General features: G+C 67.1%; 23 protein-coding genes and 1 pseudogene. 7 read left to right on the top strand and 17 right to left on the bottom strand.

The annotated features are described in order from the left end of the window. Nucleotides 1–83: 83 nt before the first annotated feature. Genes B2W22_RS06720 through B2W22_RS06710 form a run of 3 tightly spaced genes read left to right on the top strand, consistent with a single transcriptional unit; the run spans nt 84 to nt 3,541 of the window. A complete protein-coding gene (locus tag B2W22_RS06720) occupies nt 84–989 on the top strand; it encodes a segregation and condensation protein A (RefSeq protein WP_079222484.1) in 906 nt (301 codons plus the stop codon). A 13-nt stretch (nt 990–1,002) separates the two neighbouring features. Beyond that, nucleotides 1,003–1,881, top strand: a complete 879-nt coding sequence (gene scpB / locus B2W22_RS06715) for an SMC-Scp complex subunit ScpB (RefSeq protein WP_286936732.1) — start codon at nt 1,003–1,005, stop codon at nt 1,879–1,881. Continuing rightward, nucleotides 1,874–3,541, top strand: coding sequence for a pseudouridine synthase (locus tag B2W22_RS06710; RefSeq protein ID WP_079222486.1), 1,668 nt, complete (start codon nt 1,874–1,876; stop codon nt 3,539–3,541). The genes scpB and B2W22_RS06710 overlap by 8 nt, the downstream gene beginning before the upstream one ends. 105 nt (nt 3,542–3,646) lie before the next feature. Here B2W22_RS06710 and B2W22_RS06705 read toward each other — a convergent pair whose 3' ends face one another. The 4 genes and pseudogenes from B2W22_RS06705 to B2W22_RS06690 form a co-directional block, all read right to left on the bottom strand. Continuing rightward, entirely contained in the window at nt 3,647–4,081 is a 435-nt protein-coding gene (locus tag B2W22_RS06705; protein ID WP_079222487.1) for a hypothetical protein, read from the bottom strand. Nucleotides 4,082–4,198: 117 nt separating this feature from the next. Next, nucleotides 4,199–5,005 carry an amidohydrolase gene (locus B2W22_RS06700; protein WP_286936728.1) on the bottom strand — a complete coding sequence of 269 codons (807 nt, stop codon included), beginning with the start codon at nt 5,003–5,005 and terminating at the stop codon, nt 4,199–4,201. 13 nt (nt 5,006–5,018) lie between these two features. After that, nucleotides 5,019–5,636 (bottom strand): annotated as a pseudogene (locus tag B2W22_RS06695) (aminotransferase class I/II-fold pyridoxal phosphate-dependent enzyme); the annotation flags it as partial. A gap of 136 nt (nt 5,637–5,772) precedes the next feature. After that, nucleotides 5,773–6,741 (bottom strand): Bug family tripartite tricarboxylate transporter substrate binding protein, encoded by a 969-nt coding sequence (locus B2W22_RS06690; RefSeq protein ID WP_286936726.1) that lies wholly within the window; start codon nt 6,739–6,741, stop codon nt 5,773–5,775. Between the two features lie 217 nt (nt 6,742–6,958). Between B2W22_RS06690 and B2W22_RS06685 the strand changes: the two genes are divergently transcribed. Further along, nucleotides 6,959–7,756, top strand: coding sequence for an AraC family transcriptional regulator (locus B2W22_RS06685; RefSeq protein WP_279974099.1), 798 nt, complete (start codon nt 6,959–6,961; stop codon nt 7,754–7,756). Here the strand turns inward: B2W22_RS06685 and B2W22_RS06680 are convergent. From B2W22_RS06680 to gcvA, 10 genes are all read right to left on the bottom strand, one after another. Continuing rightward, nucleotides 7,727–9,466, bottom strand: a complete 1,740-nt coding sequence (locus B2W22_RS06680; RefSeq protein ID WP_286936724.1) for an ABC transporter ATP-binding protein — start codon at nt 9,464–9,466, stop codon at nt 7,727–7,729. The genes B2W22_RS06685 and B2W22_RS06680 overlap by 30 nt on opposite strands. A 4-nt stretch (nt 9,467–9,470) precedes the next feature. Then, nucleotides 9,471–10,361: an ABC transporter permease gene (locus tag B2W22_RS06675; RefSeq protein ID WP_286936723.1), complete on the bottom strand. Its 891-nt coding sequence runs from the start codon at nt 10,359–10,361 to the stop codon at nt 9,471–9,473. Nucleotides 10,362–10,386: 25 nt separating this feature from the next. Next, entirely contained in the window at nt 10,387–11,328 is a 942-nt protein-coding gene (locus tag B2W22_RS06670) for an ABC transporter permease (RefSeq protein ID WP_175185455.1), read from the bottom strand. 65 nt (nt 11,329–11,393) lie between these two features. Then, nucleotides 11,394–12,986, bottom strand: a complete 1,593-nt coding sequence (locus B2W22_RS06665) for an ABC transporter substrate-binding protein (protein ID WP_286936721.1) — start codon at nt 12,984–12,986, stop codon at nt 11,394–11,396. Between the two features lie 67 nt (nt 12,987–13,053). Then, nucleotides 13,054–14,499, bottom strand: coding sequence for an amidase (locus B2W22_RS06660; RefSeq protein WP_286936719.1), 1,446 nt, complete (start codon nt 14,497–14,499; stop codon nt 13,054–13,056). 195 nt (nt 14,500–14,694) lie between these two features. Then, nucleotides 14,695–17,100: a TonB-dependent siderophore receptor gene (locus tag B2W22_RS06655; protein ID WP_286936718.1), complete on the bottom strand. Its 2,406-nt coding sequence runs from the start codon at nt 17,098–17,100 to the stop codon at nt 14,695–14,697. Nucleotides 17,101–17,235: 135 nt separating this feature from the next. After that, a complete protein-coding gene (locus B2W22_RS06650) occupies nt 17,236–18,270 on the bottom strand; it encodes a FecR domain-containing protein (protein WP_286936717.1) in 1,035 nt (344 codons plus the stop codon). Nucleotides 18,271–18,317: 47 nt separating this feature from the next. Further along, nucleotides 18,318–18,824: a sigma-70 family RNA polymerase sigma factor gene (locus B2W22_RS06645; protein ID WP_286936716.1), complete on the bottom strand. Its 507-nt coding sequence runs from the start codon at nt 18,822–18,824 to the stop codon at nt 18,318–18,320. A gap of 174 nt (nt 18,825–18,998) precedes the next feature. After that, entirely contained in the window at nt 18,999–19,499 is a 501-nt protein-coding gene (locus B2W22_RS06640) for a hypothetical protein (RefSeq protein WP_175121850.1), read from the bottom strand. A 153-nt stretch (nt 19,500–19,652) separates the two neighbouring features. Then, nucleotides 19,653–20,534: a transcriptional regulator GcvA gene (gene gcvA / locus B2W22_RS06635; RefSeq protein ID WP_286936715.1), complete on the bottom strand. Its 882-nt coding sequence runs from the start codon at nt 20,532–20,534 to the stop codon at nt 19,653–19,655. A 156-nt stretch (nt 20,535–20,690) separates the two neighbouring features. Here gcvA and B2W22_RS06630 point away from each other — a divergent pair, with 156 nt between their 5' ends. Together B2W22_RS06630 and B2W22_RS06625 are read left to right on the top strand one after the other, a co-directional pair. After that, entirely contained in the window at nt 20,691–21,644 is a 954-nt protein-coding gene (locus B2W22_RS06630) for a tripartite tricarboxylate transporter substrate binding protein (protein ID WP_286936713.1), read from the top strand. A gap of 44 nt (nt 21,645–21,688) precedes the next feature. Beyond that, on the top strand, nt 21,689–23,062 hold the full coding sequence (locus tag B2W22_RS06625) for an amidase (RefSeq protein WP_175121847.1): 1,374 nt from the start codon (nt 21,689–21,691) through the stop codon (nt 23,060–23,062). A gap of 113 nt (nt 23,063–23,175) precedes the next feature. On the opposite strand, the gene B2W22_RS06620 is transcribed toward B2W22_RS06625, so the two are convergent. After that, on the bottom strand, nt 23,176–24,327 hold the full coding sequence (locus B2W22_RS06620; RefSeq protein ID WP_286936712.1) for an NADH:flavin oxidoreductase: 1,152 nt from the start codon (nt 24,325–24,327) through the stop codon (nt 23,176–23,178). 1 nt (nt 24,328) lies between these two features. Beyond that, nucleotides 24,329–24,724, bottom strand: coding sequence for a RidA family protein (locus B2W22_RS06615; RefSeq protein ID WP_175136739.1), 396 nt, complete (start codon nt 24,722–24,724; stop codon nt 24,329–24,331). Between the two features lie 145 nt (nt 24,725–24,869). Here B2W22_RS06615 and B2W22_RS06610 point away from each other — a divergent pair, with 145 nt between their 5' ends. Beyond that, nucleotides 24,870–25,748: a LysR substrate-binding domain-containing protein gene (locus tag B2W22_RS06610; protein ID WP_286936710.1), complete on the top strand. Its 879-nt coding sequence runs from the start codon at nt 24,870–24,872 to the stop codon at nt 25,746–25,748. A 54-nt stretch (nt 25,749–25,802) separates the two neighbouring features. On the opposite strand, the gene B2W22_RS06605 is transcribed toward B2W22_RS06610, so the two are convergent. Then, complete coding sequence (locus B2W22_RS06605; RefSeq protein ID WP_286936708.1) at nt 25,803–26,858, bottom strand: RNA methyltransferase; 1,056 nt, start codon at nt 26,856–26,858, stop codon at nt 25,803–25,805. Nucleotides 26,859–26,860 lie beyond the last annotated feature (2 nt).

The raw sequence follows: 26,860 nt of genomic DNA, 5'->3' as shown, positions 1-26,860 counted from the left end.
GTGACTGGTGCCTGGGGCGCCGTGGCGCAGGCCCGGCAGGTCCGGTACCGCGACTGGTCCGTTGCAATCCTATTGTCCATTAGATGACTTCCGAACTCGCGCTCGACGCGAACCCGCCAACCCGGCCGCCCGCCCCCCAGCAGCAGGAAATGCCGCTGGCCGTGGTGCATGGGCAACCGGTCCTGCAGATCCCGCAGGACCTGTACATCCCGCCGGATGCGCTGGAAGTCATCCTGGATGCCTTTGAAGGTCCGCTGGACCTGCTGCTGTACCTGATCCGCCGGCAGAACCTGGACGTGCTGGACATTCCCGTGGCCGAGATCACCCGGCAGTACGTGGAATACATCACCGTGATGCGCGAGCTGCGCTTCGAACTGGCCGCCGAGTACCTGGTGATGGCCGCGATCCTGGCCGAGGTGAAGTCGCGCATGCTGCTGCCGCGCCCGGTCAGCGAGGAAGGCGACGAAGCCGACCCGCGCGCCGAGCTGGTGCGCCGGCTGCAGGAGTACGAACGTTTCAAGCAGGCTGCCGAGGATATCGACGCCCTGCCCCGCCAGGACCGCGACACCACGGTGGCGCACGCCTTCATGCCCGAGCGGGCGACGGTGAAGCTGCCGCCGCCGGTGGACCTGAAGGAGATGCTGCTGGCCCTGCACGACGTGCTCAAGCGCGCCGAGCTGTTCAGCGGCCACGCCATCAAGCGCGAGGCACTGAGCGTGCGGCAGCGCATGGGCGAAGTGCTCGGCCGGCTTGAAGACGGCAGGTTCTACCGCTTTGAAGGGCTGTTCACCGCCGAAGAAGGCAAGCTGGGCGTGCTGGTCACGTTCCTGGCCGTGCTGGAACTGGCCAAGGAGCAGCTGCTGGACCTGGTCCAGGAAGAACCGCTGGCGCCGATCTACGTGAAGTCCCTGGCCGCCGGCAACACCAACGCCCCGCTGCAGTTCAGCAGCGAGTTCGACGACAACGACGCCGCCAATGAAAACGAGTGAGCGCTGACTGCCGATGGACCAGACGCTGATCAACCGCATTGTCGAAGGTGCCCTGCTGGCCTCCAGCCAGCCGCTCACCCTGGCCCAGCTGAAAGACCTGTTCCCGGAAGAGGAACCGGCACCGCCGGGCAGCATCGAACGTGCGCTGGAGCGCCTGCGCGAGGGCTGCGAAGGCCGCGGCGTGGAACTGGTCGAGGTCGCCTCCGGCTTCCGCTACCAGGTGACCGGCGAAGTGCACGGCTGGATCAGCCGGTTGTGGACCGAACGCAAGACCCGCTACACCCGCGCCACCCTGGAAACCCTGGCGCTGATCGCCTACCGGCAGCCGATCACCCGTGGCGAGATCGAGCAGGTGCGCGGCGTGGCGGTCAGCAGCAACATCATCCAGGCACTGGAAGAGCGCGAATGGATCCGCGTGGTCGGCCACCGCGACGTGCCTGGCAAGCCGGCGCTGTTTGGCACCACCAAGGGCTTCCTGGACTATTTCGGCCTGAAGCGCCTGGACGAACTGCCGCCGCTGTCGGAACTGAAAGACCTGGGCGAGCTGGAGCCGCAGCTGGCGCTGGACCGTGATGGTCCCGCCGTTGCCGGTGCCGCCGGCCCGGACATCAGCGCCGACCCCGACGCGGCCGCCAACGATGACGCCGGCCTGCAGGGCGGCGATGGCAACACCGAGAATTCCGCCGACGCAGCTGCTGCGCCGGCCACCGATGAGCAAGCACCTTCGCCCCTCGATGATGGGCACCCCGATTCCGCGCCGGGCGAGCGCGCGGTGCCAGTGAACGAACGCGAAGACAACGCCGTCGCGACGACGACCGTGGCTGTTGACCAAGCCGATTCCGAACCAGAGGCCGACCTCGAAACCGTCGGCCGGAGCAAAACTGATGAGTGACACCCCCCGTAACAAGCTCTCGCTGAAGCGCGAAGCCACCTCCGAACAGTTCAAGCTGGAAGAGCGCCTGCACAAGGTGCTGGCCCAGGCCGGCCTCGGCTCGCGCCGCGCGCTGGAACAGCGCATCGCCGAAGGCCTGGTCAAGGTCAACGGCGAAGTCGCGCAGACCGGCATGTCGGTCAAGAGCGGCGACAAGATCGAGCTGGATGGCCGTGGCTTCGTCGCCACCGCCCTGGCCGAGCCGTCGCGCGTGCTGGTCTACAACAAGCCGGAAGGCGAAGTGACCACCCGCGAAGATCCCGAAGGCCGCCCGACCGTGTTTGAATCCCTGCCGCCGCTGAAGGGCGCGCGCTGGATCGCCATCGGCCGCCTGGACATCAACACCACCGGCCTGCTGCTGGCCACCACCGACGGTGAACTGGCCAACGCCATGATGCACCCGTCGTTCGAGGTCGAGCGCGAGTACGTGGTGCGCGTGCGTGCCCCGGAAGGCGAGGAAAAGGTCTCCGACGCCATCGTCGACCGCCTCGCCCGTGGCGTCGCGCTGGAAGACGGCCCGGCCAAGTTCGACGAGATCGAACGCATCGGCGGCACCGACTCGCACGACTGGTTCCGCGTCGTGGTGAAGGAAGGCCGCAACCGCGAAGTGCGCCGCCTGTGGGAATCGCAGGGCTGCCAGGTCAGCCGCCTGAAGCGCACCCGCTACGGCAAGGTCAGCCTGCCGCGCGAACTGGTCCGTGGCCATTCGGTGGAACTGCCGACCGCCCAGGTCGAAGCCCTGCGCGCGCAGCTGAAGCTGGAAGAAGGCGCGCCGTCGGCGCTGACCCTGCAGCCGGTGATCGGCCAGCGTCGTGCTGCCAAGACCACCGTGCGCGTGCGCGAAGGCGGTCGTGGCAATGCCTACGTCAACGGCCACAGCACCGCCGATGAAGGTCGCGAACTGCGCCGCTTCGACAACGTGCGCGAAGACCGCGGCCGTGGTCGCGGTGGCAAGGGTGGCGGCTTCAAGGGCGGCCTGACCGTCAGCGGCGAAGCAGCCGCCAAGCAGTCGCAGAAGCCGTTCAAGCAGCGCGCGCCGAAGAACGACCGTTCGCTGCCGGAAGGCAACCCGGCCGCGTTCCGTACCTGGTACGTGCCGGACGGTGTCAGCACCGGCCCGAGCGGCCACCGCAACGCCGGTCCGGGCGCACGCGGCCCGGGTGCCCGTGGTCCGGGCGCTGGCGCGGGTGGCCAGGGCCGTCCGTACGGCAAGCCGAAGGGTCCGGGCGCCGGTGCAGGTGGCGGCCAGGGTCGCGGCGGCTTCGGCGGTGAAGGCCGTGGTGGCGCCGGTGGTGGCCAGGGTCGTCCGGCCGGTGCGGGCAACCGCTCGCAGGGCCAGGGCAACAAGCACCCCTACGGCCATCCGGGCAACGCCCCGAGCTTCCCGTCCGACCACGCCAATCCGGGCTTCAGCCCGTACGGCAGCACGCGTCCGGCAGGCAACGGTCGTCCGGGCGGCAACGCCAATGCACGTCCGGGCGGCAATCGCGGTCCGGGCGGCAACCGTGGCCCGGGTGGTCCCGGTGGCAACCGTGGTCCCGGTGGCAACCGTGGCCCGGGCGGCCCCGGCGGCAACCGTGGTCCGGGCGGCCCGCGTCGCAGCGGCCCGCGCGGCGGCTGATCGCACGCCGTGCTGAAATGAAAAACCCCGGCTCCGGCCGGGGTTTTTCTTTATCGGGTGGAACAGATTCCTGGTAGATCCACGCCATGCGTGGAGGGACCGGGATCAGCGACGGCTGATGGTGAACGCGGTGCCGTCCACGCCCAGGTCCCAGCCCTTGCCGGTGCCGGACAGGGCCAGCGAAACGTCGCCCTTGGTCATCACCTGCGCGTTGCTGGATTTCACCGCGCCCGCGTGCGCGCCCACCGACGCGTAGGTGCCCAGCAGCTCGTTGATGCCCACCGCGCCGGTGAAGCTGCCGCGGCCGTTGCTGATCTTCGACTTGCCCACGGTCAGGCCGCCGCCCTTGAGCTGGATGTGCACCGGCATGCTGGCGCCGTTGCTGCACTGGATGGTGCCGTTGCCCGAGGCGGTCTTGTAGATCAGCGACCAGCCGGACAGGTTGTAGCGCAGCTGGCAATCAAGGTTGCCACCGGCATGGGCGGCCGGGGCCAGCGAGGCTGCGGCCAGCGCCAGCAGCAGGACAAGGGGCTTGTTCATCGGCAGGACTTCCACTTCAGGTCGGACTGCCGGCGAATCTAGCAGCGCGCGCGTGCACGGTGGATGCAGGCACGCGCGCCGGTGCGGCAAGCGTTCAGCCGCCGGTCGAGCGCCCGCTCAGGCGCGCTCGTCCAGGTGGAACGCATCGGCATCGAGCATCGCCGGGAAGCGTGCGCGGTGCGCGGCCAGGGCCTCGGCCGAGATGGTGGTGGTGACCACCTGTTCGCGCTCGCGGATCTCCACCTGCGGCTGGCCGAGGAAGTCGATCACTGCGCTGTCGCCGGCGTAGTGCAGCTGGTTGCCGTCCACGCCGATGCGGTTGACCGCGGCCACGAAGCACAGGTTTTCGATCGCCCGCGCGCGCAGCAGGGTCGTCCACGCATAGGCGCGCGCCGAGGGCCAGTTGGCCACGAAGATCTGCAGGTCGAAATCCATCTGCCCTGCCCGCTCCACGTTGTAACGGTTGCGGCAGAACACCGGGAAACGCAGGTCGTAGCAGACCTGCGGATTGATCCGCCAGCCCTTCCATTCCACGCTCAGGCGGTCGCGCCCGGCGGCATAGCGCTCGTGCTCGCCGCCGTAACGGAACAGGTGGCGCTTGTCGTAGTACTGCAGCCCGCCATCGGGCGTGGCGAACAAGAGGCGGTTGTAGACGCCTTCGCCATCGCGCAGCTGCACGCTGCCGATCACCGCCGCGTCCAGCGCCCGGGCCTGCCCGCGCACCCAGGCGACGGTCGGGCCGTCCATGCCTTCGGCCTGGGCGATGGCCTCGTTGGAGAAGCCACTGGTAAAGGTCTCCGGCAGGATCACCAGGTCGGTGCTGCCGGCCAGCGGCGCCAGCAACGCGCCGTAGTAATCACGGTTACCCGCCGGGTCATGCCAGCGGGTGTCGCCCTGGACGAGGGAAATGCGCAGGTCCTGCATGGTCGTCAGTTCCTCACAGCAGACGCAGGCGTTCGATCGCCGCGTCCAGGGTCGCTTCGTTCTTGGCAAAGCACAGGCGCACCAGGCGCTGGCCGACCGGCGCGGTTTCGTAGAACGGCGACAGCGGGATGGCAGTGACGCCCTTCTCGATGGTCAGCCACTTCACGAATTCATGGTCGGGCAGATCGCTGATGGCCGAGTAGTCGACCAGCTGGAAATAGCCACCCGGCACCGGCAGCGGCTTCAGGCGCGTGCTGGCCAGCTGCTCGCGGAAACGATCGCGCTTGGCCTGGTAGAACGCACCCAGCTCCAGGTGGTGCTCCGGTTCGTCGCGGATCATCGCGGCGAAGCCGTACTGCGCCGGGCCGAAGCTGGTGAAGGTGTTGTACTGGTGCACCTTGCGGAATTCAGCGGTCAGCAGCGGCGGCGCCACGGCGTAGCCGATCTTCCAGCCAGTGCAGTGGTAGGTCTTGCCGAAGCTGGAGATGACGAAGGTGCGCTCGCGCAGTTCGGGGTAGCGCAGTGCCGATTCGTGGCGGCGGCCATCGTAGATGATGTGTTCGTACACTTCATCGGAGATCAGGTAGATCTGCGTGCCACGCAGCAGGTCGGCCAGCGCCTGCATGTCGGCCGCCGACATGCCGCGCGCGTCAAGCACCAACGGCACCGGATTTCCGCCTTGCAGGGGCTGGGACGGATCGACGAATACGCGCAGCAGGGCCGCCTGGCCGGCGGGAGGCTGGGCGGGGACGAGGTTGGGGTGAAGGTCAGTCAAACTGGACTCCGGTCTTGGTGATGAGGTCGCCCCAGAAGGCGAGGTCTTGTGAGACGGTTTGGGTCAGCGACTCTGCCGTGCCGGGTTTGACGTCCACGCCCTTGGCGGCCAGGTCGGCGGCAATGGCCGGGTCCCGCAGCACCGTATTCAGGGCAAGGTTCATCTTTTCCACGATGGCCGGCGGCGTGCCCTTGGGAAAGGCCAGGCCGTACCAGAGCGATTGCGTGTAGGCGGGCATGCCCTGGGCCACGAAGGTGGGGACGTTGGGCAGGATGGGGGTGGCGCTGGTGGTCGCCACCGCAATCAGCTTGCCGCTCTGCACGAAGGGCGCCAGGCCCACGGGGTTATCGAACATGATGTCGACCTGACCGCCGATCAGATCCGTGTAGGCGGGCGCCGCGCCACGGTAGGGAACGTGCGTCAGATCCAGTTTCTCGTCCTTCTTGAACATCTCGCCCAGCAGGTGCGACACCGTGCCTGCGCCCACCGACGCATACGTGCCGACGGAGCGCGCTTTCAACGCGCCGACCACTTCGGGAAGTGTGGCCGCCTTCAGGGCCGGCTGCACTGCCAGCACATAGGGCGACGTGCCGATGAAGCCGATGTAATCGAAATCCTGGGCCGGCTTGTACGGCAGGTTCTTGTACAGGTGGGCGGCAAGCGCGGTGGTGCTGGTCGTGACGGCCAGCGCGGTGTAGCCGTCCGGCTTGGCGCGCGCGGCCTGGCCCGAACCCACGGTGCCGCCCGCGCCGCCGGCGTTCTGGATGATCACGGTCTGCTTCAATTCGCGCGTCAACGCCGGCTGCAGCGTGCGCACCACCAGATCCGTGCCGCCGCCGGCCGGGAAGGGGACGATCAGCGTGATCGGCTTGTCCGGCCAGGCGGGTTGAGCCAGGGCGCTGGCCAGCGGCAGGGTAAGCAGGGCGGCGGACAGCAACGCCGACGGAAGTGTGCGGATCATGGATTTCCCCTTGTGTGTTTGTTGAATGACCCAGATCGTAGGCAGCGGCCGAGCTGGCGGCGAACCGCGACGCGACAGTAGCCGATCCCAAGCGCGACAAGGGAAACCACACGCCCGCGCCGGGCTTGCATGAAAACGGCCGCGCGCCGATACTGGCCCAACGCCCAATCTTGCCGCTGCCGGGCAACGCCCAGCGCACCACACGCCCGCACTCCCCATGTCGCGTTCCGTCCCGCTTTCCTCCAAACAGGACCTCATCGCCCAGACCGGTTTCGCCCTGGCGGCCAGCCGGCAGCCGCGCTATGCCTTCCATTGGCATGAGCACGACTGCGCCATGCTGCTTTGGCCGCGGGCCGGCGCCCTGGACAGCGCCTGGCGGGACGAGGCCGGCGCCCGCCGCCGCTGCCGGCTGGTGCGGGGCCAGGCGTTGTTGCTGCCGTCTCATGTCGAGCACAGCACGCGCGCCGAGAGCATCTCGCAACAGCATGGCGAACTCTATCTGGCCCCGGAATTGCTCCGGGCCTGCCGGGCGGGGGGCGTGCTGCAATTGGATGGCGCGGCGCAGGCCATGCTGGATGCGCTCTGGAAGCCGGCGTTGTCTGCGTCGGCGTTGCCGATGCTGGTGGAGGCATTGATCACCCAACTGGATGCGACGCACCGGATCCACGGCCAGATCATTACGCCGCAGGCGCCGCTACCGCTGGCGCGGCAATGGCTGGAACTGTTGCGCGAGCGGCTGGAAGCGGGGCAGCCGTTGCCGGCGATAGCCGATTCGGCCAGCGTGCTCGGCGCGACCACCCGTACGCTGCAGCGCGCCTGCATGGAGACCTACGGCCAGTCTCCGATTTCATTGCGCCGCATGGTCCTGGCGCAGGCCGCGCGCCAGCGGCTCGCGATGGGCGAACCGGCGGCAAGGGTCAGCGCCGAACTGGGTTTTTCCAGCAGCGGCCACCTGGGCCGGCTGCTGCGCGCGGTCGATCCTTCATCAGAAACCGGCATCGCCACGCAATCCTGAACGGGCAGGCAGCGGGGCGGCGCGGATCCCGGATTCGAACGACGCCTTCCCAGCGCTGCCCGCCACGGGCGCATGGCCAGGAATCGAAGCGATCAGTTCCCGGGTGTAGTCACTGGACGGCTGCAGGAACACGTCACGCGCCGCGCCAATCTCCACCACCTTGCCGCGCTGCATGACGGCGATGCGGTGACAGAGCCGGGCCGCGACGCGCAGGTCGTGCGTAATGAAAAGAATGCTCACGCCCAGCCGTTCCCGGATGGATTCCAGCAGGTCCAGGATCTGCGCCTGCACAGAAACGTCCAGCGCGGAGACCGCCTCGTCGGCGATCAGTATTTCCGGCTCCATCATCAGTGCGCGGGCGATTGACAGGCGTTGGCGCTGTCCGCCCGAGAACTCGTGCGGAAACCGGTCCAGCGCGCCCGGATCCATGCTGACGAGCTCCAGCATCTCTAGCATGCGGGCGTGGACCTGCGCGGGTTGCGCCCCAAAGTTCAGCGGGCCCTCCGCCAGCGTGCGGCCGATTCTGCGGCGCGGGTTGAACGAGCGGAAGGGGTCCTGAAACACCATCTGCACGCGCTTGCGGTAAGCGCGCGCAGCCGGTCCGGACAGCCTGCCGACCGGTTGCCCATCGATGAAAATCTCGCCCGAGGTCGGGGAGGCGAAGCGGGCCAGGCAGCGGCCCAGGGTTGTCTTTCCCGAGCCGGACTCGCCCACGATGCCCAGTGTCTCGCCCCGCGCCAACTGCAACGACACGCCGCCCAGCGCATCGACGCGGCGGCGTCGGGATTTGAACAGGGACCGGGTCTCGAAGCGCAGGGTCAGGTCTCGCACCTCCAGCGCCGGCGTGTCCGCCGGCGCCAGCGGCTTGGCACGGAAATCGCCCCGAGGACGCGCGGCCAGCAGGCGCTGCGTGTAGGGGTGGCGGGGACGCTCAAGCACGTCTGCGGCCTCGCCTTGCTCAACGATGCGGCCCGCCTGCATCACCACGACGCGGTCAGCAATCTCCGCGACGACATCGAAGTCGTGGGTGATGAACAGGACGCCATTGTCGTGGCGGCCGCGCAGGTCGTTAAGCAACCGCAACACTTGCGCCTGCGTCGTCACGTCCAGCGCCGTGGTCGGCTCGTCCGCAATGATCAAGCCCGGCTCCATCGCCAACGCCATGGCGATCATCACGCGTTGGCGCTGACCGCCCGACAACTGGTGCGGGTAGGCGTGCTGGAGCTTTTCGGGATGGGGCAGGCGCACATCGGACAGCAGGGTCAGGACGCGGCTGGCCACCGCGTCGCGGCCGAGGCCCTTCGCGTGGAACTCGAACACCTCCGCGATCTGGTCGCCGACGCGCATGAGCGGATTGAGTGCCGTCATCGGCTCCTGGAAGATCATTGCCATCCGGTTGCCGCGCAGCTTCTGCAGCGTGTCCCGTCCGGCGTGCGTGATGTCGCGGCCCGACAGCGCAATCTGGCCGCTTTCCAGCGTGAGCGTCCCTTTGGGCAACAGGCCCATGATGGCGCTGGACGTCACGGACTTTCCGGAGCCGGATTCGCCCACGATGCAGACGATTTCGCGGGCGCGAACGGTAAACGACACGTCGTCCACGGCATATCGACGATCGCCGCTGCCGGGCAGGCGCACCTTCAGGTTGCGCACGTCCAGGATGGGGGAGTCGGACGCGCCGGCCGCCGGGGCCTGGGGGAATGCTGGGTTCATGGCGTCAGCCCTTCGATTTGCGGGAGAGTCGGGGATCCAGGCGGTCGCGCAAAGCGTCGCCGAACATGTTCACGGCAAGGATCAGCAGGGCAAGGAACACGCCCGGATACAGCACGATCCAGGGGGCGCGCTGGAAGAATGGACGTCCCTCGGCGATGATGCTTCCCAGGCTGGGAATCTCTGGCGGAAAGCCCAGTCCCAGAAAACCCAGCACGGCTTCGGTCAGGATGGCGGCTGCGCAGACGAAGGTGGCTTGCACCACCAGCGGGTTGATCGTGCTGGGCAGGATGTGCCACCACAACACTTTCAGGGCCGGCGTGCCGGAACCCAGCGACGCTTCGACATAGGGTTCTTCGCGCACCGACAGCACGACGCCGCGCACCAGCCGCGCCACGCGGGGGATCTCGGGTATCGAAATCGCGATGACCATGGTCACGATGTTGGCGCCGCCCAGCGCGACCATCGCCACCGCCAGGAGCAGGCCGGGGATCGCCATGATGCCGTCCATCAATCGCATCACGGGCGCATCGAGCCGGCGGACATACCCGGCGGCCAGTCCGATGACCAGGCCTGCCGCGATGGCAATGACGCTGACCAGCGCTGCAAGCGTGATCGACAGGCGGCCGCCGTAGAGCACGCGGGACAGCAGGTCGCGGCCGAGGGAATCGGTGCCCAGCCAATACGCATCGGAAGACGGCTGCAGCCGCGCGCGCGGCGCGAGCGTGCCGGGGTCGTGGGAAGTGAGCCACGGCGCGCCGACGGTCAGCGCCACCAGCAGCACGAGCAGCAGCAGCGAGCCGAGCATCACGGGATCGTGGATCAGGGCAGTGATGGCCTGGCGCAGCCGCGATGGCGGTGCGGCGGGCAGGAGGGTGGCGGGAAGAGTGGGGGGCATAAGTCAGCTCCGGATCGTCGGCGGTTCAATAGCGGATGCGGGGATCGAGGACGACATACGCCATGTCGATCAGCAGGTTGACGAAGACGTAGATGAACGAGAAGAACAGGATGGTCCCCTGCACCACGGGGTAGTCCCGGGCGAGCACCGAATCCACGATCAGGCGGCCGACGCCGGCGATATTGAAGATCGTCTCGGTCACCACGACGCCGCTGATCAGGGTGGTTAGCGCCACGCCGACAATCGTGACGATGGGAATCGCGGCGTTGCGCAGCGCGTGGCGAAACAGCACGAAGCGTTCGGTGACGCCCTTGGCCCTGGCGGTCCGCACGAAGTCTTCGCCCAGCACGTCCAGCAGGCTCGCCCGCGTGATGCGCGTGATCAGCGCGACGAACACCATAGCCAGCGTCACGGTCGGCAGCAACAGGTGCTGGGCGTACCGGCCGATGCCATCGTCGAGCGGCGAGTACCCCTGCACCGGCAGCCAGTCCAGGTGGACAGAAAACACCAGAATCAATAAATACGCCACGACGAACGCAGGCATCGAAAACGCCAGCACGGCGCCGGCCATGATCCCGCGGTCCGCCAGACCCCGGTGCCGCCATGCCGCCAGCACACCAAGCGGAATCGCCGTGGCAATGGTCAGCAGGATCGCGCACGCCGCCAACGAGAACGTGGGGCCCAGCCGCGCCGTGATCAGCGCGGTCACCGGCTGCCGCGATTGGATGGAGCGGCCCAGATCGCCCTGAACCAGCGCGCCCATCCAGCGCAGGTATTGCGTGCCCAGCGATTGGTCCAGGCCCATTTCCGTCCGGATCTGGGCGATGGATTCCTCGCTGGCCATATCGCCGGCGATGACCCGAGCGGGATCGCCGGGCGCCATGCGCAGCAGCAGGAACACCACCGTGGCGACGATGAGCATCACGGGAATCGCCGCCAACAGGCGTTTGATGATGAGTTCAATCATGAATATGCCTTTCGGTTGCCCGGGCCGGTCGGGATGACGGCCGGCCCGGGCTGAGACGTTGCGCGCTACCAGAAGAGGGGAATCTGCGCGTCCGTCATGCGCCCCAGTTTGGCCGGGTTGTATCCCTTCATCTTGGAGTACGTGCCAAGCGGGATGAAGAACACCTGCTCGTAATTGAGCTTCTGGATGGCAAGGGCGATTTCCTTCCTGCGGGCTGCATCGCCGGTCTCGGCGAACTGATCGCGCAGGCGCTCCATCTCGTCGCTTTTGGTCCAGCCGATGTAGCCGGCCTCGCCGCGTCCATCCAGGTTGGGATTGGTCAGCGGGTTCATCAGGTCCAGGCTGGTGAAGCCCGTCTGGAAGATGCTCCAGCCGCCTTGCGCCACCGGATCCTTCTTCGAATAGCGGGACAGCAGGGTGGCCCAGTCCATGGACTGGATCTCGACATTCATGCCGATCGTCCTGAGCGCCTGCGCGGTCACGGACGCCAGGCTGGAGAGCACCGGCAGATCGGTCGGGTGCAGGATCACCACCTTGCTGCCGTCGTAGCCGCTTTCCTTGAGCAGGGTCTTCGCGTGCGCCAGATCGGGCTCTTTCGTCTGGATGGCGCCGGCTTCGGAGGCGTACGGAGAGTTGCAACTCAGGACGGCGCCGCACAGGCGGTACATGGTCTCGTCGCCGATCTGCGCAGCCAAATAATCGCCCTGGTACACGGCGGCAAGCACAGCGCGGCGTACCTTGGGATTGTCGAAGGGCGGCTGCAGCCAGTTCATGCGCATCGTGAAGATGTTGGTGCTGTCGCCATAGGATTTGAGCGCGACGTTCTTGGCGTCCTTGAGTTGCGGCAACAGGTCCGGCGGCACGTCTTCCACGAAGTCGATCTCGCCGCGCCGCAAGGCGTTCACGGCCGTCTGCGAGTCCGAAATGCTGACCAGCTCGATCCGGTCGGCGACGGCCACCTTGCCGCCGGCAAAGCCGCTGGCGGGCTCCTTGCGCGGCACGTAATCGGTGAACTTGACGTACGTCGCCTTTACGCCCGGCTGGAAGTCCGCCGCCACGAATTTGTACGGACCCGAGCCAATCACCTCGGTGATCGGCTGAGAGACCGGCACCGCCGCGATGCGGCTGGGCATGATGAAGGGTACGGGCGAGGCCGGTTTGGCCAGCGCTTCGATCAGCATGCCGAACGGCTGGTTCAGGTGGAACACGACCGTGCCGGCGTCGGGGCTTTCCAGGCTGCGCGTCGCGGCCATCAGACGCAGGCCCAGGACGTCACGCTGGCCCCAGCGCTTGAGCGAAGCGACGACGTCTTCCCCCGTGACGGGCGTGCCGTCATGGAACATCAGGCCTTTGCGCAGGGTCAGGGTGACGGTGAGCCGATCCGCGCTCTCCTGCCAGCTTTCGACCATTTCGGGTTGGGGCTTGCCGTCGGCATCCAGCGCGAACAGCGTGTCGAAGACCATGTAGCCGTGATTGCGGGTGATATAGGCATTCGTCAGGATGGGATCGACGACCCGCAGCGGCGCCTGCATGACGATCTTGGCGGTGGTCTCGGCGTGCAGCGCGCTGACAGGCGCGATGCCGATGGCGCAGACAAGGGTGGGAGCAAGAACGGCGGGCGCGCAGAGGCGACCCAGCCCGGGGAACGTGAATTTCATACCGGTACCTTCAGAGTGAGGGTGGAACAGGCGATATGGGACAAGGCTCGGCCACGAGCCCGTCTGGTCAACCGAACTGCGGTCTGCGTGCGGCCCATGGGGCCACGCGCTCAAGCTGCGCCGAGAGTTCGAGCAGGATGTCTTCGCGGCCGAAATGGCCGATCAGTTGGGTGGCCACGGGCAGGCCGGCGTCTGTCCAGGACAAGGGCAGACTTGCCGCGGGCAGGCCGGCGCCGTTGATGACTGGCAGAAAGGTGGAATACGTGGCGGCGCGCGCGCGGTACTCGCGAAAGCCGAGACCGTCGGACGTGTTCAGCGCAAGGTAATCGAGCTTGCAGGGAAGCTGAGCCAGCGTCGGGGTGAGCAGGACGTCCAGGTCCGCCATGGCGGCGGCAAAGGCGCGGCCGACGGCGTGCAGGCGGGCCACGGCGTCGATGTAGGACGCCGCGTCCAGGCCTTTGCCGACAAGGTATCCGTCGAGGATGACCGATTCCAGGTCGTCCGCGTGCAGGTCGCGGCCCAGCGCCTTCAGACGGCCTTCGACGGCCACCACGATATTGCTGGCCAGGATGCTGCCGTGAGCGTGCACGAATCCGTCATAGTCGATGTCGGGCAGCGTGGCCTCGAACACGTCATGGCCCAAGCCTTCCAGCAGCGATGCCGTGTGCGCGACGGCGGCATCGCACTCGGGGGCGATGGGGATGCCGTTCCACGCGGTGCGCAGGAAGCCCACGCGCAACGGCCGCATGACCGGTTCGCGAACGGCTTCCAGGAATGCGCGCGGCTTGGGCGGCGCGGCATACGGCGCGCCGGCTTCGTAGCCGGAAATCATGTCCAGCGCCGCCGCCGTATCGCGCACGGAAATGCTCAATACGCCGTCCGTCGCCATGCCCGCCCATCCTTCGCCTTTCGCCGGGCCCATCGGCACGCGGCCGCGGGAGGGCTTCAATCCGAATACCCCGCAGCATGCGGCCGGAATCCGGATGGAGCCGCCGCCGTCGCTGCCGTGGGCCACCGGCACGATGCGCGCCGCGACGGCGGATGCCGCGCCGCCGCTGGAGCCGCCCGCGGAGCGGGTCCGGTCCCAGGGGTTGGGGGTCGCGCCGCCGTTGCGCACGGCCTCGGTGGTGCCCGCCATGCACAGTTCGGGAACCGTGGTGCGGGCAAACGGGATCAGGCCCGCCGCCTCGAAACGATCGGCGACGGTTGCCGAGTAGGCGTACGTCGAATCGTTGAACAACGCCGAGCCGATGCTTGACGGGAATCGCTTGTGGGCGAAGCCGGAGTCCTTCAGCAGGAAGGGAATGCCGCGAAAAGGCCCGCGCGGCGTCCATCCGGCGGCGATGCCGCGCGATTCCTCGTAGCGCGGATAGGTGATGGCCTTCAAGACGGGATTGCGCTGCTCGGCCAACTTGATGGCGCAATCCATGAGTTCTGCGGACGTGACTTCGCCGCGTTCAAGCAATGTGGCCAGAGCAAGGCCGTCCAGGCGCTCGTACTCGGTGGTTTGCATGTTTCCCCTTCTTTGCAATCTGAGCGATTCACGGCTTTCTTGGTGAAGCCGGGGCCGTAGACGTGGGGCGGACTTGCTGGGCGTGGTGTTTCCCTTGCCCGCGTCAGTCGGCAAACCCAAGTCTATGGATCGCAGCCGCAAGGGCCAAACCAGGATGCGACAGCGCAGCTATCCCAAATGCGACACGAACGCGGCCTACCAATTGACGCGCGCCGTCAGCGTGATGTTGCGCTCGTCGCCGTAATAGCAGGTGTAGGGGCACGCGGCCACGTAGGTCTTGTTGGCCAGGTTCTTCACGTTCAGCGCGAACTGCCACTTGTCCAGTTGATAGCGCACGGCGGCGTCATACGTGGTGTACGACGGTATCGGCATTTCGTTGATTTCCTGGCGGCCTACATAGCGCACGCCCACGCCCGCGCTCAGGCCCGGCACGGACGAAAACCGGTAATCCATCCAGAGCGATGCCATGTTGCGAGGAACCGATTCGGGCCGCGCTCCTTCGTTGCCGAAATTGCTTTTGACCACGCGCGCGTCCGTCGTTGCCAGGGCGGCCACCAGGTCCAGTTGCCGGTTCAGGCTGGCCCGGGCCTCGATTTCCGCGCCTTTCGAGCGGACTTCGCCTGTCTGCACCAGGAAGCCCACGTGATTGGGGTCGCTGGTCAGGACATTGCGTTGGGTGATTTCGTAGAGCGCGAACGTGATCGACGCATCTACGCCCTTGGGTTCGTACTTCAATCCGATCTCGTGCTGCACACCCGTGGTCGGCTTGAAGGGATTGGCGGCGAAGTCCAGTCCCGTCACGGGTTGGAACGACTTGCTGTAGCTGTAGTAGGGCGCCAAGCCGTTGTCGAACAGATACATCAGGCCGACGCGCGGCGTGAAGGCGTGGGAGTTCTGTGCGCCCGTGCCCGGGGTCGACTCGGTGCGCACGGAGTCGTAGCGCCCGCCCAGCAGCGCGATCCAGCGTTCGTTGAACTTGATCTGGTCCTGCGCGTAGAAGCCCAGTTGGCGCGTGCTGTCGTCGCCATAACCGGTGGGGCCGAGGTCCGGCCGGGCGCCATAGACGGGGTGGTACAGGTTCAGCGGCGCGATGGAGCCGGATTTCTGGGCGCGCGAGAACTCGTTCTTGCTCCAGTCGATGCCGAACAGCAGCGTGTGTTCAAAGCTGCCGTGGCGCAGCTTGCCCAGCAACTGGTTGTCCACGGCCAGACCCTTGTCGGTGTCGTACCGCGTCAGGGCATAGCGGGTGGCCAGGGCCGGGTCCGATGCGTCCACGCGCGTGTCTACCCCGGCGTACTGATTGTCGGCCCGCTGCTTGTAGGTCAGCAGATTCTGGCGCACCTTCCAGTCGTCGTTCAGCTTGTGTTCGAGCAGGTAGCCCAGCGTGGCGCCCTTCGTGACATAGCGGTCGAAGTCCGGTTCGCCAACGAAGCGCGAGCGCGAAATGCGGCCGTTGGGGTTGGGCAGCAGGGTGCCTTCCAGGGGTTTGCCCACATCGTAGGGGCTATCGGTGCGGCTGTAGCTGGCCAGGAACGTGATCAGCGTGGCATCGCTGATCTGCCACTCCAGCGCGCCGGCCAGCGAGGTGCGGTCGTTGTTGATGTAGTCGACCATGCTGTCGCTGTTGCGCGCCAGTCCGGTCAGGCGATAGCGGACATTGCCGTCCTCGGTGACCGGACCGCCCAGGTCCATCGCAATTTGCTTCTTGTTCCAGCTTCCGGTCTGCAATTCGAGCTCGCGCAGCGGCTCCGCCGTGGGGCGCTTGCTGACCAGGTTGATGATGCCGCCGGGTGCGGCCTGGCCGTATAGGATCGAGGCCGGCCCCTTCAGCAGCTCGATGCGTTCGAAGTTGTAGGGCTCGATGGCGCCACTGAGCGAGTTGATGGGGAACTTGGTGCCGTTCAGGTACAACGGAGCCGCGCCGGTCACGTTGAAGCCACGGATCGTAAAACCCGTGCCGATGTGCCTGAGCGCCCCGCCTTCCAGCGACTGGACGCTGGCGGTGTAGCCCAGTGCCTGGTCCAGCGAGTCCGCCGCCTGCGCGACAACCTGGTCGCGCGGAATCACCGATACGGACTGGGGCGTTTCGTGCAGTGCCGTGTCGGTCTTGGTGGCGGTTGCGCTGCGCCGGGCCACAAATCCTTGCACCGGGCCGAAAGCGGATTCCTCGGCAACGCCCGTCACCGTCACCGCGGGCAGGGTCTGCGCGGCGTCCTGGCCCGGCTGACTGCCGGGCACCGGACGCAGGATGTAGCCGCCATTCGGCTGTGGCTGGGCAGCCAGTCCGGTGCCGGCCAGCAGCCTGGCCAGCGCCTCGGGCGCGTCAAAAGTGCCCTGCAAGCCGGTACTGCGCTTGCCCGCGATGTCGGTGGCCGAATAGGACAACATCAACCCGCTTTCGAGGGCGTAGCGGGTCAGGGCGCTTTCCAGCGATCCGGCGGGGATCGCGTAGCTTTTCGCGCTGGCCTGGGCCTGTACGGCATCCGTTCCGGCCGACAGGGCGATGCCCGATGCTGTGAGCCAGAGGGCGCGGCTTGCCGCCAGCGCGAGGGTATTGCGTGCGATGAGGCGCGCGGCGCGCCGAGACTGACGGGGGGGCATGATAGGTCCGGTTTCCGGTGAAAAAATGTGGCTTCTATTAGGTTTGCCACTTGGGAAACGGAAACCCCTCATGTTGGCGCGAAAAATTTTTGGGGTCGATGAATAGCGCGGCGAGTCGAGGCGGCCTGCGCGGCGCTAGGCGTCACGCAGGCGCACGGTGATCCAATAGCGCGTCACCTGGTCGACCTCGATCGGATGCGTCCGGCGCAGCATGTCCAGCACCCGGTCGGTGTCGTCCAGCGGATAGATGCCCGAGACCTTCAGGCGGCCGGCAGCGGGGTCGCAGGCCAGCCGGCCGGGCACATACCGGGCAAGCTCCACAATGAAGTCGGACAGCGGCATGTCCTGCGCGACCAGCATGCCCACCGACCATGACGCATCGCGCGGGTCCGCCACCCGCGTGGCGCCGACGGCGTCGCGGGTGAACGACGCCTGTTCGCCCGCGTGAATGGCGCGCGGCGCATCCGCTTGGTGTTCGGGGCGGATCTCCACGGCGCCCTCGAACACCGCGACGTGGCTGCGGCCAGGGAACTGGCGCACGCTGTAGCGCGTGCCCAGGGCCCGCACGCGGCCTTGTGCCGTTTCCACCAGAAAAGGACGGGCAGGGCGCCCGGCCTGGAACGCCGGATCGGGCGCGGTGGCGATCAGGATCTGGCCGTGCAGCAGGCGGACCAGGCGCTGCGACCCGTCAAACCGGATATCGATGGCGCTTGCCGTGTCCAGGTCGATGCGGCTGGCGTCGGCCAGCAGGATGCTCGTGCGTTCTCCGGCCGCAGTGTGGTGATCGGACTGCCAGTCCTGCCAGCCGCGCCACAGGTTATCGCGCGCCAGCCAGGCGCCGCCGCCGGCAAACAGCGCCACCGCCAGCGCCTTGACGGCCTGGCGCCGCGCCGGACGGCCCCGGCCCTCGCGCGTCAGCGCGCCGCGTACGAGCGGCGTGTTCAATCCGCGCAGCTGCTGGCCAAAGGTCTCGATGTGCCGCCAGGCGCGCTCGTGGTCGGGGTCGGCCTCGCGCCAGCGCCGGCAGGCCTCGCGCGTGGCGTCGCTGGCGTCGGGCGCCTGCAGGGCGACCAGCCAGTCCACGGCGCGCAGACTGACGCTGGCGGGCAATGGCGGGCCCTCAAGCTGGGGGAAGGCCGTCGGGCTTGAGTCCGCGGGCGAGTTGGGCATGGGTAAGGGGGCGTTCTTGATACAGGCGGCTGCGGCCGTGCCGATGCTCAGGCGCCGAAGAAGCAAAGGTGCGCGGCCTTAGCGATATAGCGCTGCACGGTGGCCAGGGAGACGTTCAGCGTGGCGGCGATGTCGGCCTGCTTCATGCCTTCCAACTGAGACAGCAGGAACGCCCGGCGCACGGGAGCGGCCAACGTATCCAGGCGGCGGTCCAGTTCGACCAGGGTTTCAAGCAGGATGGCGCGCGTTTCGGGGCTGGGCGTTTCAAGCTCGGGCAGGTCGGCCAGGGTGGCCAGGTAGGCTTCTTCGATCCTGCGGCGCCGCATGAAATTGGACACCACGCCTTGGGCCACGGTGGTGAGCAGCGCGCGTGGCTCGCGCACCTCGACGGTGTCGCCGCGCACCAGCAGGCGCATGAAGGTGTCGTGCGCAAGATCGGCAGCATCGGATGAATTTCCCAGCCGCCGCCGCAGCCATCCTTTCAGCCAGCCATGGTGATTCGCGTACAGGACATCGATGCCCTGTTGCGGCACTGCAAACTCGGTCGCGGACATTCTGCCTCCAGCGCGTCGCGGGGCTGGAGAATCCCGGCACCGTGAAAAATGAGAATCATCCGCATTCTAAGAGAAGCCGCGATGTGACGACAAGCGGCAGCTCACTACCCGGCAGCCGCCCGCCTGAGCACGTCGTGGCTCGTGCTCGGGCGGAGTTTTCACAGGCCGGGAATATCAGCTCTGCCTGGCGAAGCCGCCCGCCGCCCATTCCGACGCCCGCTGCACGTTCAGCTTGTACGTCGGCGGCACGCGGATCTGCGCGAGCTGATCGCCGAATTCGTCGTAGGCGCTGAGCGTGGCATAGGGCTCGTCCTCGTCGGGCACGATGTCCAGCTTGATGGTCAGGCGACCTTCGTCGGTGTCGATCTTCACGCTTTTGTGCAGCGTGGCGTGCAATTGCTGCTCGTGGCGGCGCAAGACTTCGTTGGCCGTCTTGACCAGGGTGTGGAAGGCCGGCGCGTCGAGCGGCTTGGGGTTCTTCTTGTCGCGGCCCATGGTCCACGGGCCGACCAGCGCGGGCTCGGCCTGTCCGTCCAGCGTCATTTCGACGGCCCAGCCGTCGTCGTCTTCGTTCTTGATGACGCGCGCGGTCCAGCCGTCGTCGCGCCAGAGCCTGGCTTCCTGTTCCTTGGGCGCGTCGGAAATATCGGTGTCCGGCGTGGAAGTGTCGTTCACTGCGGTACTGCTCCTGGATTCGTTGATGCGCGGCGATGACGCCGCGGGCCTTGAGGGCGACCCTGCACTGTAGCCTAATGCGCGGGCAGGGCGGGTGGCACGGTTGTCACGCAGCGCGGCACGGCGATTGCGCCGTAGGCTATGCCGCGCCAGCTAGATCGCGCACGACTCGGCCCAGGCGCGAAACTGCGTGAGCTCGGGCGAGGGCCTGCGGTAATCCTCCGGCGGCAGCACGAAGTAATAGCTTTGTGCGCCCAGATCCACCGTCAGGTCGAACGGCGCAACCAGGCGGCCTTCGTCCAGTTCCTTCTGCACCAGGGGCTTTTGCGCAATGGCCACGCCGTAGCCTTCCAACGCGGCCTCGTAGGCCAGCGCGGACGACTCGTAGCGCAAGCCGCGCGACACATCGATCTCTGTCAGGCCGGCCGCCCGCAGCCAGATTTCCCAATAGTCGGGCCGCGCCAGCGTATGCAGCAGGATCTCGCCCTTGAGATCCGCGGGCGTGCGCAGCCGGGCGCATTTGTCGGGGATGCAGACCGGCAGCAACTCATTGACCATCAGCTTGTAGCTGACGAGGCCACGCCACCGGCCATCGCCCATGCAGATGCCGGCGTCCACTTCCTCGCGCTCGAAGTCCGGCGCGTCCACGGCCGTGTGGAGCTTGACGTCGATGTCGGGATATTGGCGATGGAATCCGGAAAGGCGCGGCAGCAGCCAGCGCATGGCCACGCTGTGCGGCGCCTTGATGACGAACTGGCGCCGGCGCGAGCGCTCGCCCAGTTCGGACGTTGCGCGCTGCAGCCCGCCGAACAACCGCGCGATATCGGCGTGATACCCCGCGCCCATGGTGGTCAGCACGATGCGGCGGTGCTGGCGCAGGAACAGGCGGAGCCCCAGGTGTTCCTCCAGCAGGCGGATCTGGCGGCTGACGGCGGCGGGCGTCACGCTGAGTTCCTCGGCCGCGCTGGTGATGCTGCCCAGACGGCCGACAACCTCGAAACAGCGCAGCGCATTGAGCGGAGGCAGGGCGGTCATCGCGGCGGTTCGGTTAACAAAAAGTTAAGTGTGCCATAGATAAAGTCGTTTGAACCCCGCCCCGCAAGCGCCCAAGATGGCACGGCCGCCTGACTTCGCGGCCAAGAACAGCACAAGGGGAAATTCATGTTCAGAACGTTGGTTCGACGGATTGGAATGGCCGCCCTCTGCGGCGCGGCGGCGCTGGCCGGAACCGCGGCGGCGGCCGACTATCCGCAGCGGCCCGTCAGCATCGTGGTGCCGACCACGCCCGGCGGCACCGCCGACATCCTTGCCCGCCTCATCGGCCCTCGGCTTGCGCAGCGCTGGGGCCAAGCCGTCGTGGTGGAGAACAAGCCGGGTGCGGGCACCCTCATCGGCGCCGACTACGTGGCCCGCGCGAAGCCCGATGGCTACACCTTGATGCTGACCTTCAACGAACTGGCCACGTTGCCCGCCTTGAATCCGAATGCCAAGCTGGATGTCGAAAATGGCCTGGCGCGCATCGGCAAGATCGGCAGCCTGCCGGTCCTGGTCCTGACCCGGCCCGGCATCGACGATGCCGATCTGGCCACGCTGATCAAACGCTTCCGCGCCGAACCGGGCAAGTACACCTACGCGTCCAACGGTTCAGGTTCGTCGCTGCAGCTGTTCACCGAGATCTTCAAGCGCGAGGCCGGCGTGGACGTGATGCACGTGCCTTACCGGGGCGCGCTCGAGGCCTCGATGGCCGCTATCGGTGGCGAGGTCGACCTGCTGGTGCAGTTCGCGTCGGGCAACGTCATCAACCATGTGAAAGGCGGCAAGCTCAACGCCTACGCCGTGGCGTCGCCGCAGCGTCTGGAAGCGCTGCCCGCCGTGCCCGATGCCCTCGAAGCCGGCTTGCCCGGCCTGCGCCTGGAGGCCTGGTACGGATTGTTCGCGCCCGCCGGCCTTCCCGACGACATCAAGCTGAAGATCAACCGCGACCTGAACGAGGTGCTGGCCGAACCCGCGATCCAGGAGCGCTTAAAGGGCATCAATCTGCTGGTGCAGCCGGGCACGCCGGCCGAATTCGATACGTTCTTCCGCGCCGAATATGCCCGATGGAGCGCATTGATTCGGACCCTCGGCATCAAAAGCAGCGAATAAATGCAGCGAATTCATGCCGCAAATAAGACCACCGGAGCCACCCGTTGACCTACGATCCCAGCACCCACACCGCGCTGACGTTTCATGACGCCCGCGCCAACTTTGCCGACCGCCGCGACACGCCACGGGACTACCTGGAACGCTGCCTGGAGGTGATCGCCACGCGGGAGGGCCAGCTCAAGGGCTGGGTCGTCCTGAACGAAGCGGGCGCGCGCGCCGCGGCCGACGCCAGCGCCCAGCGCTACCGAGACGGCCGTCCGCTTTCGGCGATCGACGGCATGCCCGTCGGCATCAAGGACCTGATCGAAACGCGCGACATGCCGACGCAGATGGGCTGCGCCGCCTTTGACGGCAACTTCCCCAAGAACGACAGCGCCGTCGTGCGCGCGCTGCGCGATGCCGGCGCGATCATTCTGGGCAAGACGGTCACCACGGCGCTGGGGTTTCTCGACCCCGGTCCGACGACCAATCCGTTCGATCCCCGCCGCACGCCGGGCGGCTCGTCCAGCGGGTCGGCCGCCGTCGTGGGCGCCAATATGGTTCCCATGGCCATCGGCTCGCAGCTCGTGGGCTCCGTCCTGCGGCCCGCCAGCTACAACGGCAACTGGGCCTTGAAGCCGACGTTCGGCGCGCTCAATCGCGGCGAGCGGCTGGGGCTGAGCCAGGCCCATATCGGCATCCACGCCAATTCCGTCGAGGACATGTGGACGGCGGCCGCCGAAATCGCTCAGCGCGCGGGCGGCGACCCGGGACATCCGGGCCTGTATGGTCCGCTGCATCCGCCGGCAGCCCAAAAGCCCACGCGGCTGGTCGCGCTGGAAACCGAGGGCTGGGCGCGCGCGGAACCGAATGCCCGTGCGGCGTTCGAGGCCAGCCTGGACAAGCTGTCCGGGCAGGGCGTGACGATCCTCCGGCGCGGCGATTCGCTGCTGGTCGACGCACTGGAGCGCGCCATCTCGCAAGCGGCGCCCCTGTCGCTGCGGCTGATCTCGTGGGAGCAGCGCTGGTCATTGGCCAATCTGGTCGCCAACCATCCGAACACGCTGGGTCCCAGCCTGGTGCGGCAACTGGAAAGCGGGCGCGGCATGACGCTGGCCGAGTACCGCGAATGCCTGCTGCTGCGTGAACACGCGCGCCAGTGCCTGGCGGCCCTGGCCACGCAGTGCGATGCGCTCGTCAGTCTGAATGCCTGCGGCGCGGCGCCCATCGCGGCGGACATCCGCGACAGCAAATACCCGACGGGCGACGTTTCCTTTGCGTGCGCGTCGTCACTGCTGGGCGCGCCCGCGATCAACGTGCCGCTGATGGCCGTCGATGGCTTGCCTCTGGGGTTGCAGGTGATGGGGATGGCGCATGGCGATGCCGAGATCACCGGCATCGGGACGTGGATCCATCAGTCATTGCGGCCTGCGCGCTGAGCCGCTGCCGGCGGGGCCGGGTCGGCGCGGCAAACAGACCCGGCCGGCGTGAGCGATTGATCACGCCGACCTCTCTCGCCGATTGATCGCGTCCACGGGATCTCGCCGGCTGATCACGCAGGCTGAGCCTGCGCGCGATGGCGGACCGCGTTGTCCAGGTCGGCAATCGGCGCAAGCAGGCCCCGGTCGAATTCCTGCTGTGGCTGGCCGGTGCGCAGTCTGGCCGGCCAGTCGGCATGCGTGAGCGCGCCGCGTCCCAGCGAAACGAAGTCCGCCTCCTGCCGGGCGATCAGGCCTTCGGCCCGCGTGGCGTCATGCAACGAACCATTGGCCAGCACCGGCACCGGGACATGCTTGCGCGCCAGCGCCGCCAGGCCTGGACCGTCCTCGCCGAATGCGGGGCGCCAGGCCTCGAACTCGGTGGTGTGCAGGTAATCGATGGGCTGCGTGCCCAACGTGCTGAAGATCCGCGCGGCCTCGTTCTGGCCGCCCGTCCACTTGTGGGTGAAGTCGTTGACCTTGCCCTGCGAACTGCGCACGCCCACGACAAAGTCCGCTGTCGTCGACTGCCGCACCGCCTGGATTACGTCCAAGGTCAGACGCAGGCGGTTTTCCACGCTGCCGCCGTAGCGATCCTCGCGCAGGTTGGTGTGGGCAGTGAGGAACTGATCAAGCAGATAGCCGTTGGCGCCGTGTATCTCCACGCCGTCGAATCCCGCCGCCTGCGCCCGGCGCGCCGCCTGCGCAAAGCCGTCGACCGCCTCCGCAATCTCATCGATCGTCATCGCTTCCGGCATCCGGTAAGGCCCTTGGCCGCGGTAGAAGGTCATCTGCTGTCCCGCCGGCTGCACGGCCGAAGGTCCCTTGGTCCGGGACCGATGCGGATTGCCCTGCGACAGCGCGCCCGCATGCATCAGCTGCGCAATGATGCGTCCACCCCGCGCATGCACACGATCCACCACGGGTCGCCATGCCTCACGCTGCGCATCGTCCGCCAGACCGGGCTGGAACAGGTAGCCCTGCGCATGCGCCTTGTCCGTATAGATGCCTTCGGTGATCACCAGGCCAAAGCCGCCAGCGGCGAAGGCCTCGTAGTAGTCGGCCATCTGCGCCGTGGCTCGGCCGTCCGCCGTGGCGCTGACGCGTGTCATGGGAGCGACGGCCAGCCGGTTGGGCAGGTTCAGGGCGCCCACGCGCAGCGGCGTGAACAGCATGGCGGGAAGCGTCGGCGCGTCGGTCTGCAGACGATTGTCGAGCGTGGTCATGTCACTGGCCCTCCGGTTGGCGGACCGCCGCGATGGCTTCGATCTCGATCATCGCGGCCGGATCGTACAGGGCCTTGATTTCGGCAATGGTGTCGGCCGGGTAGGGCGCCGAGAAGAACTTGCGGCGCAGCGCCACCACGTCGTCGAAATGCCCCATATCGGTGACAAAGATCGTGACCTTGATGACGTCTTTCAAGCTGGAACCGCCGGCTTCCAGCGCGCGGCGCAGGTTCTGGAAGGCCTGCTCGCCTTGCGCCAGAAAGCCGCCGTCCACGATCTTCCCATCGTCGGCGGCGCCTGCCTGACCCGATATGAAGAGCAGATTGCCGAACTGGATGCCTTGCGACAGCAGGAAAGGCGCGTAGTTGTCGGGCTGCGTGATGACTTGTTTGAGCATGATGCGAATTCCTTCATCTATGGCCGGCGGGGTTGGAGGAGTGAGATGCCGGCGAGTGAAGACAATGTAGGTCGGTGTCGAACCGGTGACAAAGGTTCGTTTGTCAGCTATAAGACGAGAAAAACTCATCCATAGGCAACCACCGATGCAACGCCGATCCCTTCCGCTGTCTGCGCTGCGCGCCTTCGAAGCCGCCGCCCGTCTGGGCAGCTTCAAGGCCGCCGCCCAGGAACTTGCCGTCACCCCGACTGCCGTCAGCCATCAGATCCGCGCGCTTGAAGCCGGGACGGGTCTCGCGCTGTTCGATCGCCAGGTGCGCAAGGTCACGTTGACCGAAATCGGGTCGCAGCTGTATCCCGTGCTGCGCGACGGCTTCGACAAGTTCGAGGCGACCTTGGCGCGGCTGACGCAACAGCGCACGCGGGCGCAGGTCAGCATCTCGGCCACCAATGCCTTTACCGTGAAGTGGCTGGTGCCGCGCATGGCCGATTTCCGCCGCCAGCATCCCGACATCGACCTGCAATTGCAGGCGAGCGACGACCTTGTCGATCTGCGCTCGTCCTCGGTTGATATCGCGATCCGGTATGGGCGGGGTCCGTATCCCGGGCTGGCGACGCAGCCGTTGTTCACCGATCGATTCGGACCGGTCGCCAATCCGCGCCTGGGGGTTGTCTCGCCAGACGATCTGGCGCGGGTGCCGTTGATCCGCTTCGACTGGAAACGCGCGCAACCCGAAAACCCGACGTGGGAGCGCTGGTTTGCGGTGGCCGGGCGTCCGCTGCCGCCCGAGGCCGGGCAGTTGCGGTTTTCAGATGAAGGGCACGCCATACAGGCGGCGGTGGCGGGGCACGGGATTGCGTTGGTCAGCCTGGCGCTGGTGGGCGATGAGCTGCGGGCAGGGCATCTGGTGCAGCCGTTCGGGCCCGAGATCGAGGGGCATACGTATCACCTGGCGATGTTTGGGGAGCGGGACGCGTCGGTGGCCGTGCAGGCGGTGGCGGATTGGTTGCGGGCGCAGGTGTGAAGGCCCCTTTCCGGCCTGACTTGCGTGGAGCGTGTCGCAGGCGCGCGCAAGGATTTATGTTGCGCGGGCAACTGACGTCGGCGTGCGGCGCAGTTCAACCACCTGCGCCGCGCCGACTGCACGCGCGCGCAACTGGCCACAGCCGCCGTCTACGTCCTGCCCGGCGCTGTTCCTGACCTTGGCCAGTACGCCACGGCCGTGCAGATGGCGGACGATCTCGCGGATGCGCTCGGCATCAGGGCGCTGGTAGTCATCGCCCTCGAGGCTATTGAAGGGGATGACGTTCAGCACACCGTACTTGCCCTTGAGCAGACGTACGACGGCATCGAGTTCGTCGTCGCCGTCGTTGATGCCCTTGAGCAGGGTCCATTGATACTGGATCGGGTAATCCGTGTCGCGAGCGTATTGCTCGCCCAGTTCAATCAGGGCTTCAGGCGCGATCTTCGGCGCGCGCGGCAGCAGGTGTGCACGCAGGTCGGCCTTGGTCGTGTGCAGCGACAGCGCCAGCGCCGGTTTGACGCGTTGTTTCGGCAGGGCGTCGAACACCCGCTGATCGCCCACGGTCGAGAACACGAGGTTCTTGTGGCCGATATTGCCTTCCGTGCCGAGCAGGTCGATGGCTTCGAGCACGTTGTCCAGGTTGTGCGCGGGTTCGCCCATGCCCATGAAGACAACCTTCTTCACCGCACGCTGACGCCGCGCCAGCACGACCTGGGCAAGAATTTCCATGCTCGTGACCTGACGGATCAGCCCGCTCTTGCCGGTCATGCAGAAGCGGCAGCCGACCGCACAGCCAACCTGCGTGGAAACGCACAGGCCATCGCGCGGCAACAGCACGCTTTCCACCATCTGCCCATCGGCCAGTTCGACAAGCAATCGCGAGCCGTCGCTGCCCGCGTGTTCGGAGCGGATCCGGGCAAGACCGTCCAGTTCCGCCGTCACCTCGGGGATGGCGTCACGTAGAGCCAGAGGCAGGAAGTGTTCGGCGCTACGCCGCCGGGTCCCGGTGTCGAGCGCTTGCCCGTTCAGCCAGACGCGCACGACCCGCCCACGGTGAACGGGCAGGGCGCCAAGAGCGGTGAGGCGATGGGTGAAGTCGGAAAAGCGCATGG

This window comes from Achromobacter sp. UBA4530 (genome assembly GCF_002388205.1).
GTDB lineage: Bacteria > Pseudomonadota > Gammaproteobacteria > Burkholderiales > Burkholderiaceae_B > Achromobacter > Achromobacter animicus.
Note: the sequence above shows the minus strand (reverse complement) of the source record. Positions and strands in the feature narration are given on the sequence as shown.

Bases quoted from the DNA above. Each gene is read 5' to 3' on its own strand.
- B2W22_RS06720 (WP_079222484.1), top strand. From the start codon at position 84: ATGACTTCCGAACTCGCGCTCGACGCGAACCCGCCAACCCGGCCGCCC.
- B2W22_RS06620 (WP_286936712.1), bottom strand. From the start codon at position 24,327: ATGACCACGCTCGACAATCGTCTGCAGACCGACGCGCCGACGCTTCCC.
- B2W22_RS06610 (WP_286936710.1), top strand. From the start codon at position 24,870: ATGCAACGCCGATCCCTTCCGCTGTCTGCGCTGCGCGCCTTCGAAGCC.
- B2W22_RS06670 (WP_175185455.1), bottom strand. From the start codon at position 11,328: ATGATTGAACTCATCATCAAACGCCTGTTGGCGGCGATTCCCGTGATG.
- gcvA (WP_286936715.1), bottom strand. From the start codon at position 20,534: ATGACCGCCCTGCCTCCGCTCAATGCGCTGCGCTGTTTCGAGGTTGTC.
- B2W22_RS06650 (WP_286936717.1), bottom strand. From the start codon at position 18,270: ATGCCCAACTCGCCCGCGGACTCAAGCCCGACGGCCTTCCCCCAGCTT.
- B2W22_RS06685 (WP_279974099.1), top strand. From the start codon at position 6,959: ATGTCGCGTTCCGTCCCGCTTTCCTCCAAACAGGACCTCATCGCCCAG.
- B2W22_RS06615 (WP_175136739.1), bottom strand. From the start codon at position 24,724: ATGCTCAAACAAGTCATCACGCAGCCCGACAACTACGCGCCTTTCCTG.
- B2W22_RS06680 (WP_286936724.1), bottom strand. From the start codon at position 9,466: ATGAACCCAGCATTCCCCCAGGCCCCGGCGGCCGGCGCGTCCGACTCC.
- B2W22_RS06655 (WP_286936718.1), bottom strand. From the start codon at position 17,100: ATGCCCCCCCGTCAGTCTCGGCGCGCCGCGCGCCTCATCGCACGCAAT.
- B2W22_RS06710 (WP_079222486.1), top strand. From the start codon at position 1,874: ATGAGTGACACCCCCCGTAACAAGCTCTCGCTGAAGCGCGAAGCCACC.
- B2W22_RS06675 (WP_286936723.1), bottom strand. From the start codon at position 10,361: ATGCCCCCCACTCTTCCCGCCACCCTCCTGCCCGCCGCACCGCCATCG.
- B2W22_RS06690 (WP_286936726.1), bottom strand. From the start codon at position 6,741: ATGATCCGCACACTTCCGTCGGCGTTGCTGTCCGCCGCCCTGCTTACC.
- B2W22_RS06705 (WP_079222487.1), bottom strand. From the start codon at position 4,081: ATGAACAAGCCCCTTGTCCTGCTGCTGGCGCTGGCCGCAGCCTCGCTG.
- B2W22_RS06665 (WP_286936721.1), bottom strand. From the start codon at position 12,986: ATGAAATTCACGTTCCCCGGGCTGGGTCGCCTCTGCGCGCCCGCCGTT.
- B2W22_RS06605 (WP_286936708.1), bottom strand. From the start codon at position 26,858: ATGCGCTTTTCCGACTTCACCCATCGCCTCACCGCTCTTGGCGCCCTG.
- scpB (WP_286936732.1), top strand. From the start codon at position 1,003: ATGGACCAGACGCTGATCAACCGCATTGTCGAAGGTGCCCTGCTGGCC.
- B2W22_RS06700 (WP_286936728.1), bottom strand. From the start codon at position 5,005: ATGCAGGACCTGCGCATTTCCCTCGTCCAGGGCGACACCCGCTGGCAT.
- B2W22_RS06630 (WP_286936713.1), top strand. From the start codon at position 20,691: ATGGCCGCCCTCTGCGGCGCGGCGGCGCTGGCCGGAACCGCGGCGGCG.
- B2W22_RS06645 (WP_286936716.1), bottom strand. From the start codon at position 18,824: ATGTCCGCGACCGAGTTTGCAGTGCCGCAACAGGGCATCGATGTCCTG.
- B2W22_RS06660 (WP_286936719.1), bottom strand. From the start codon at position 14,499: ATGCAAACCACCGAGTACGAGCGCCTGGACGGCCTTGCTCTGGCCACA.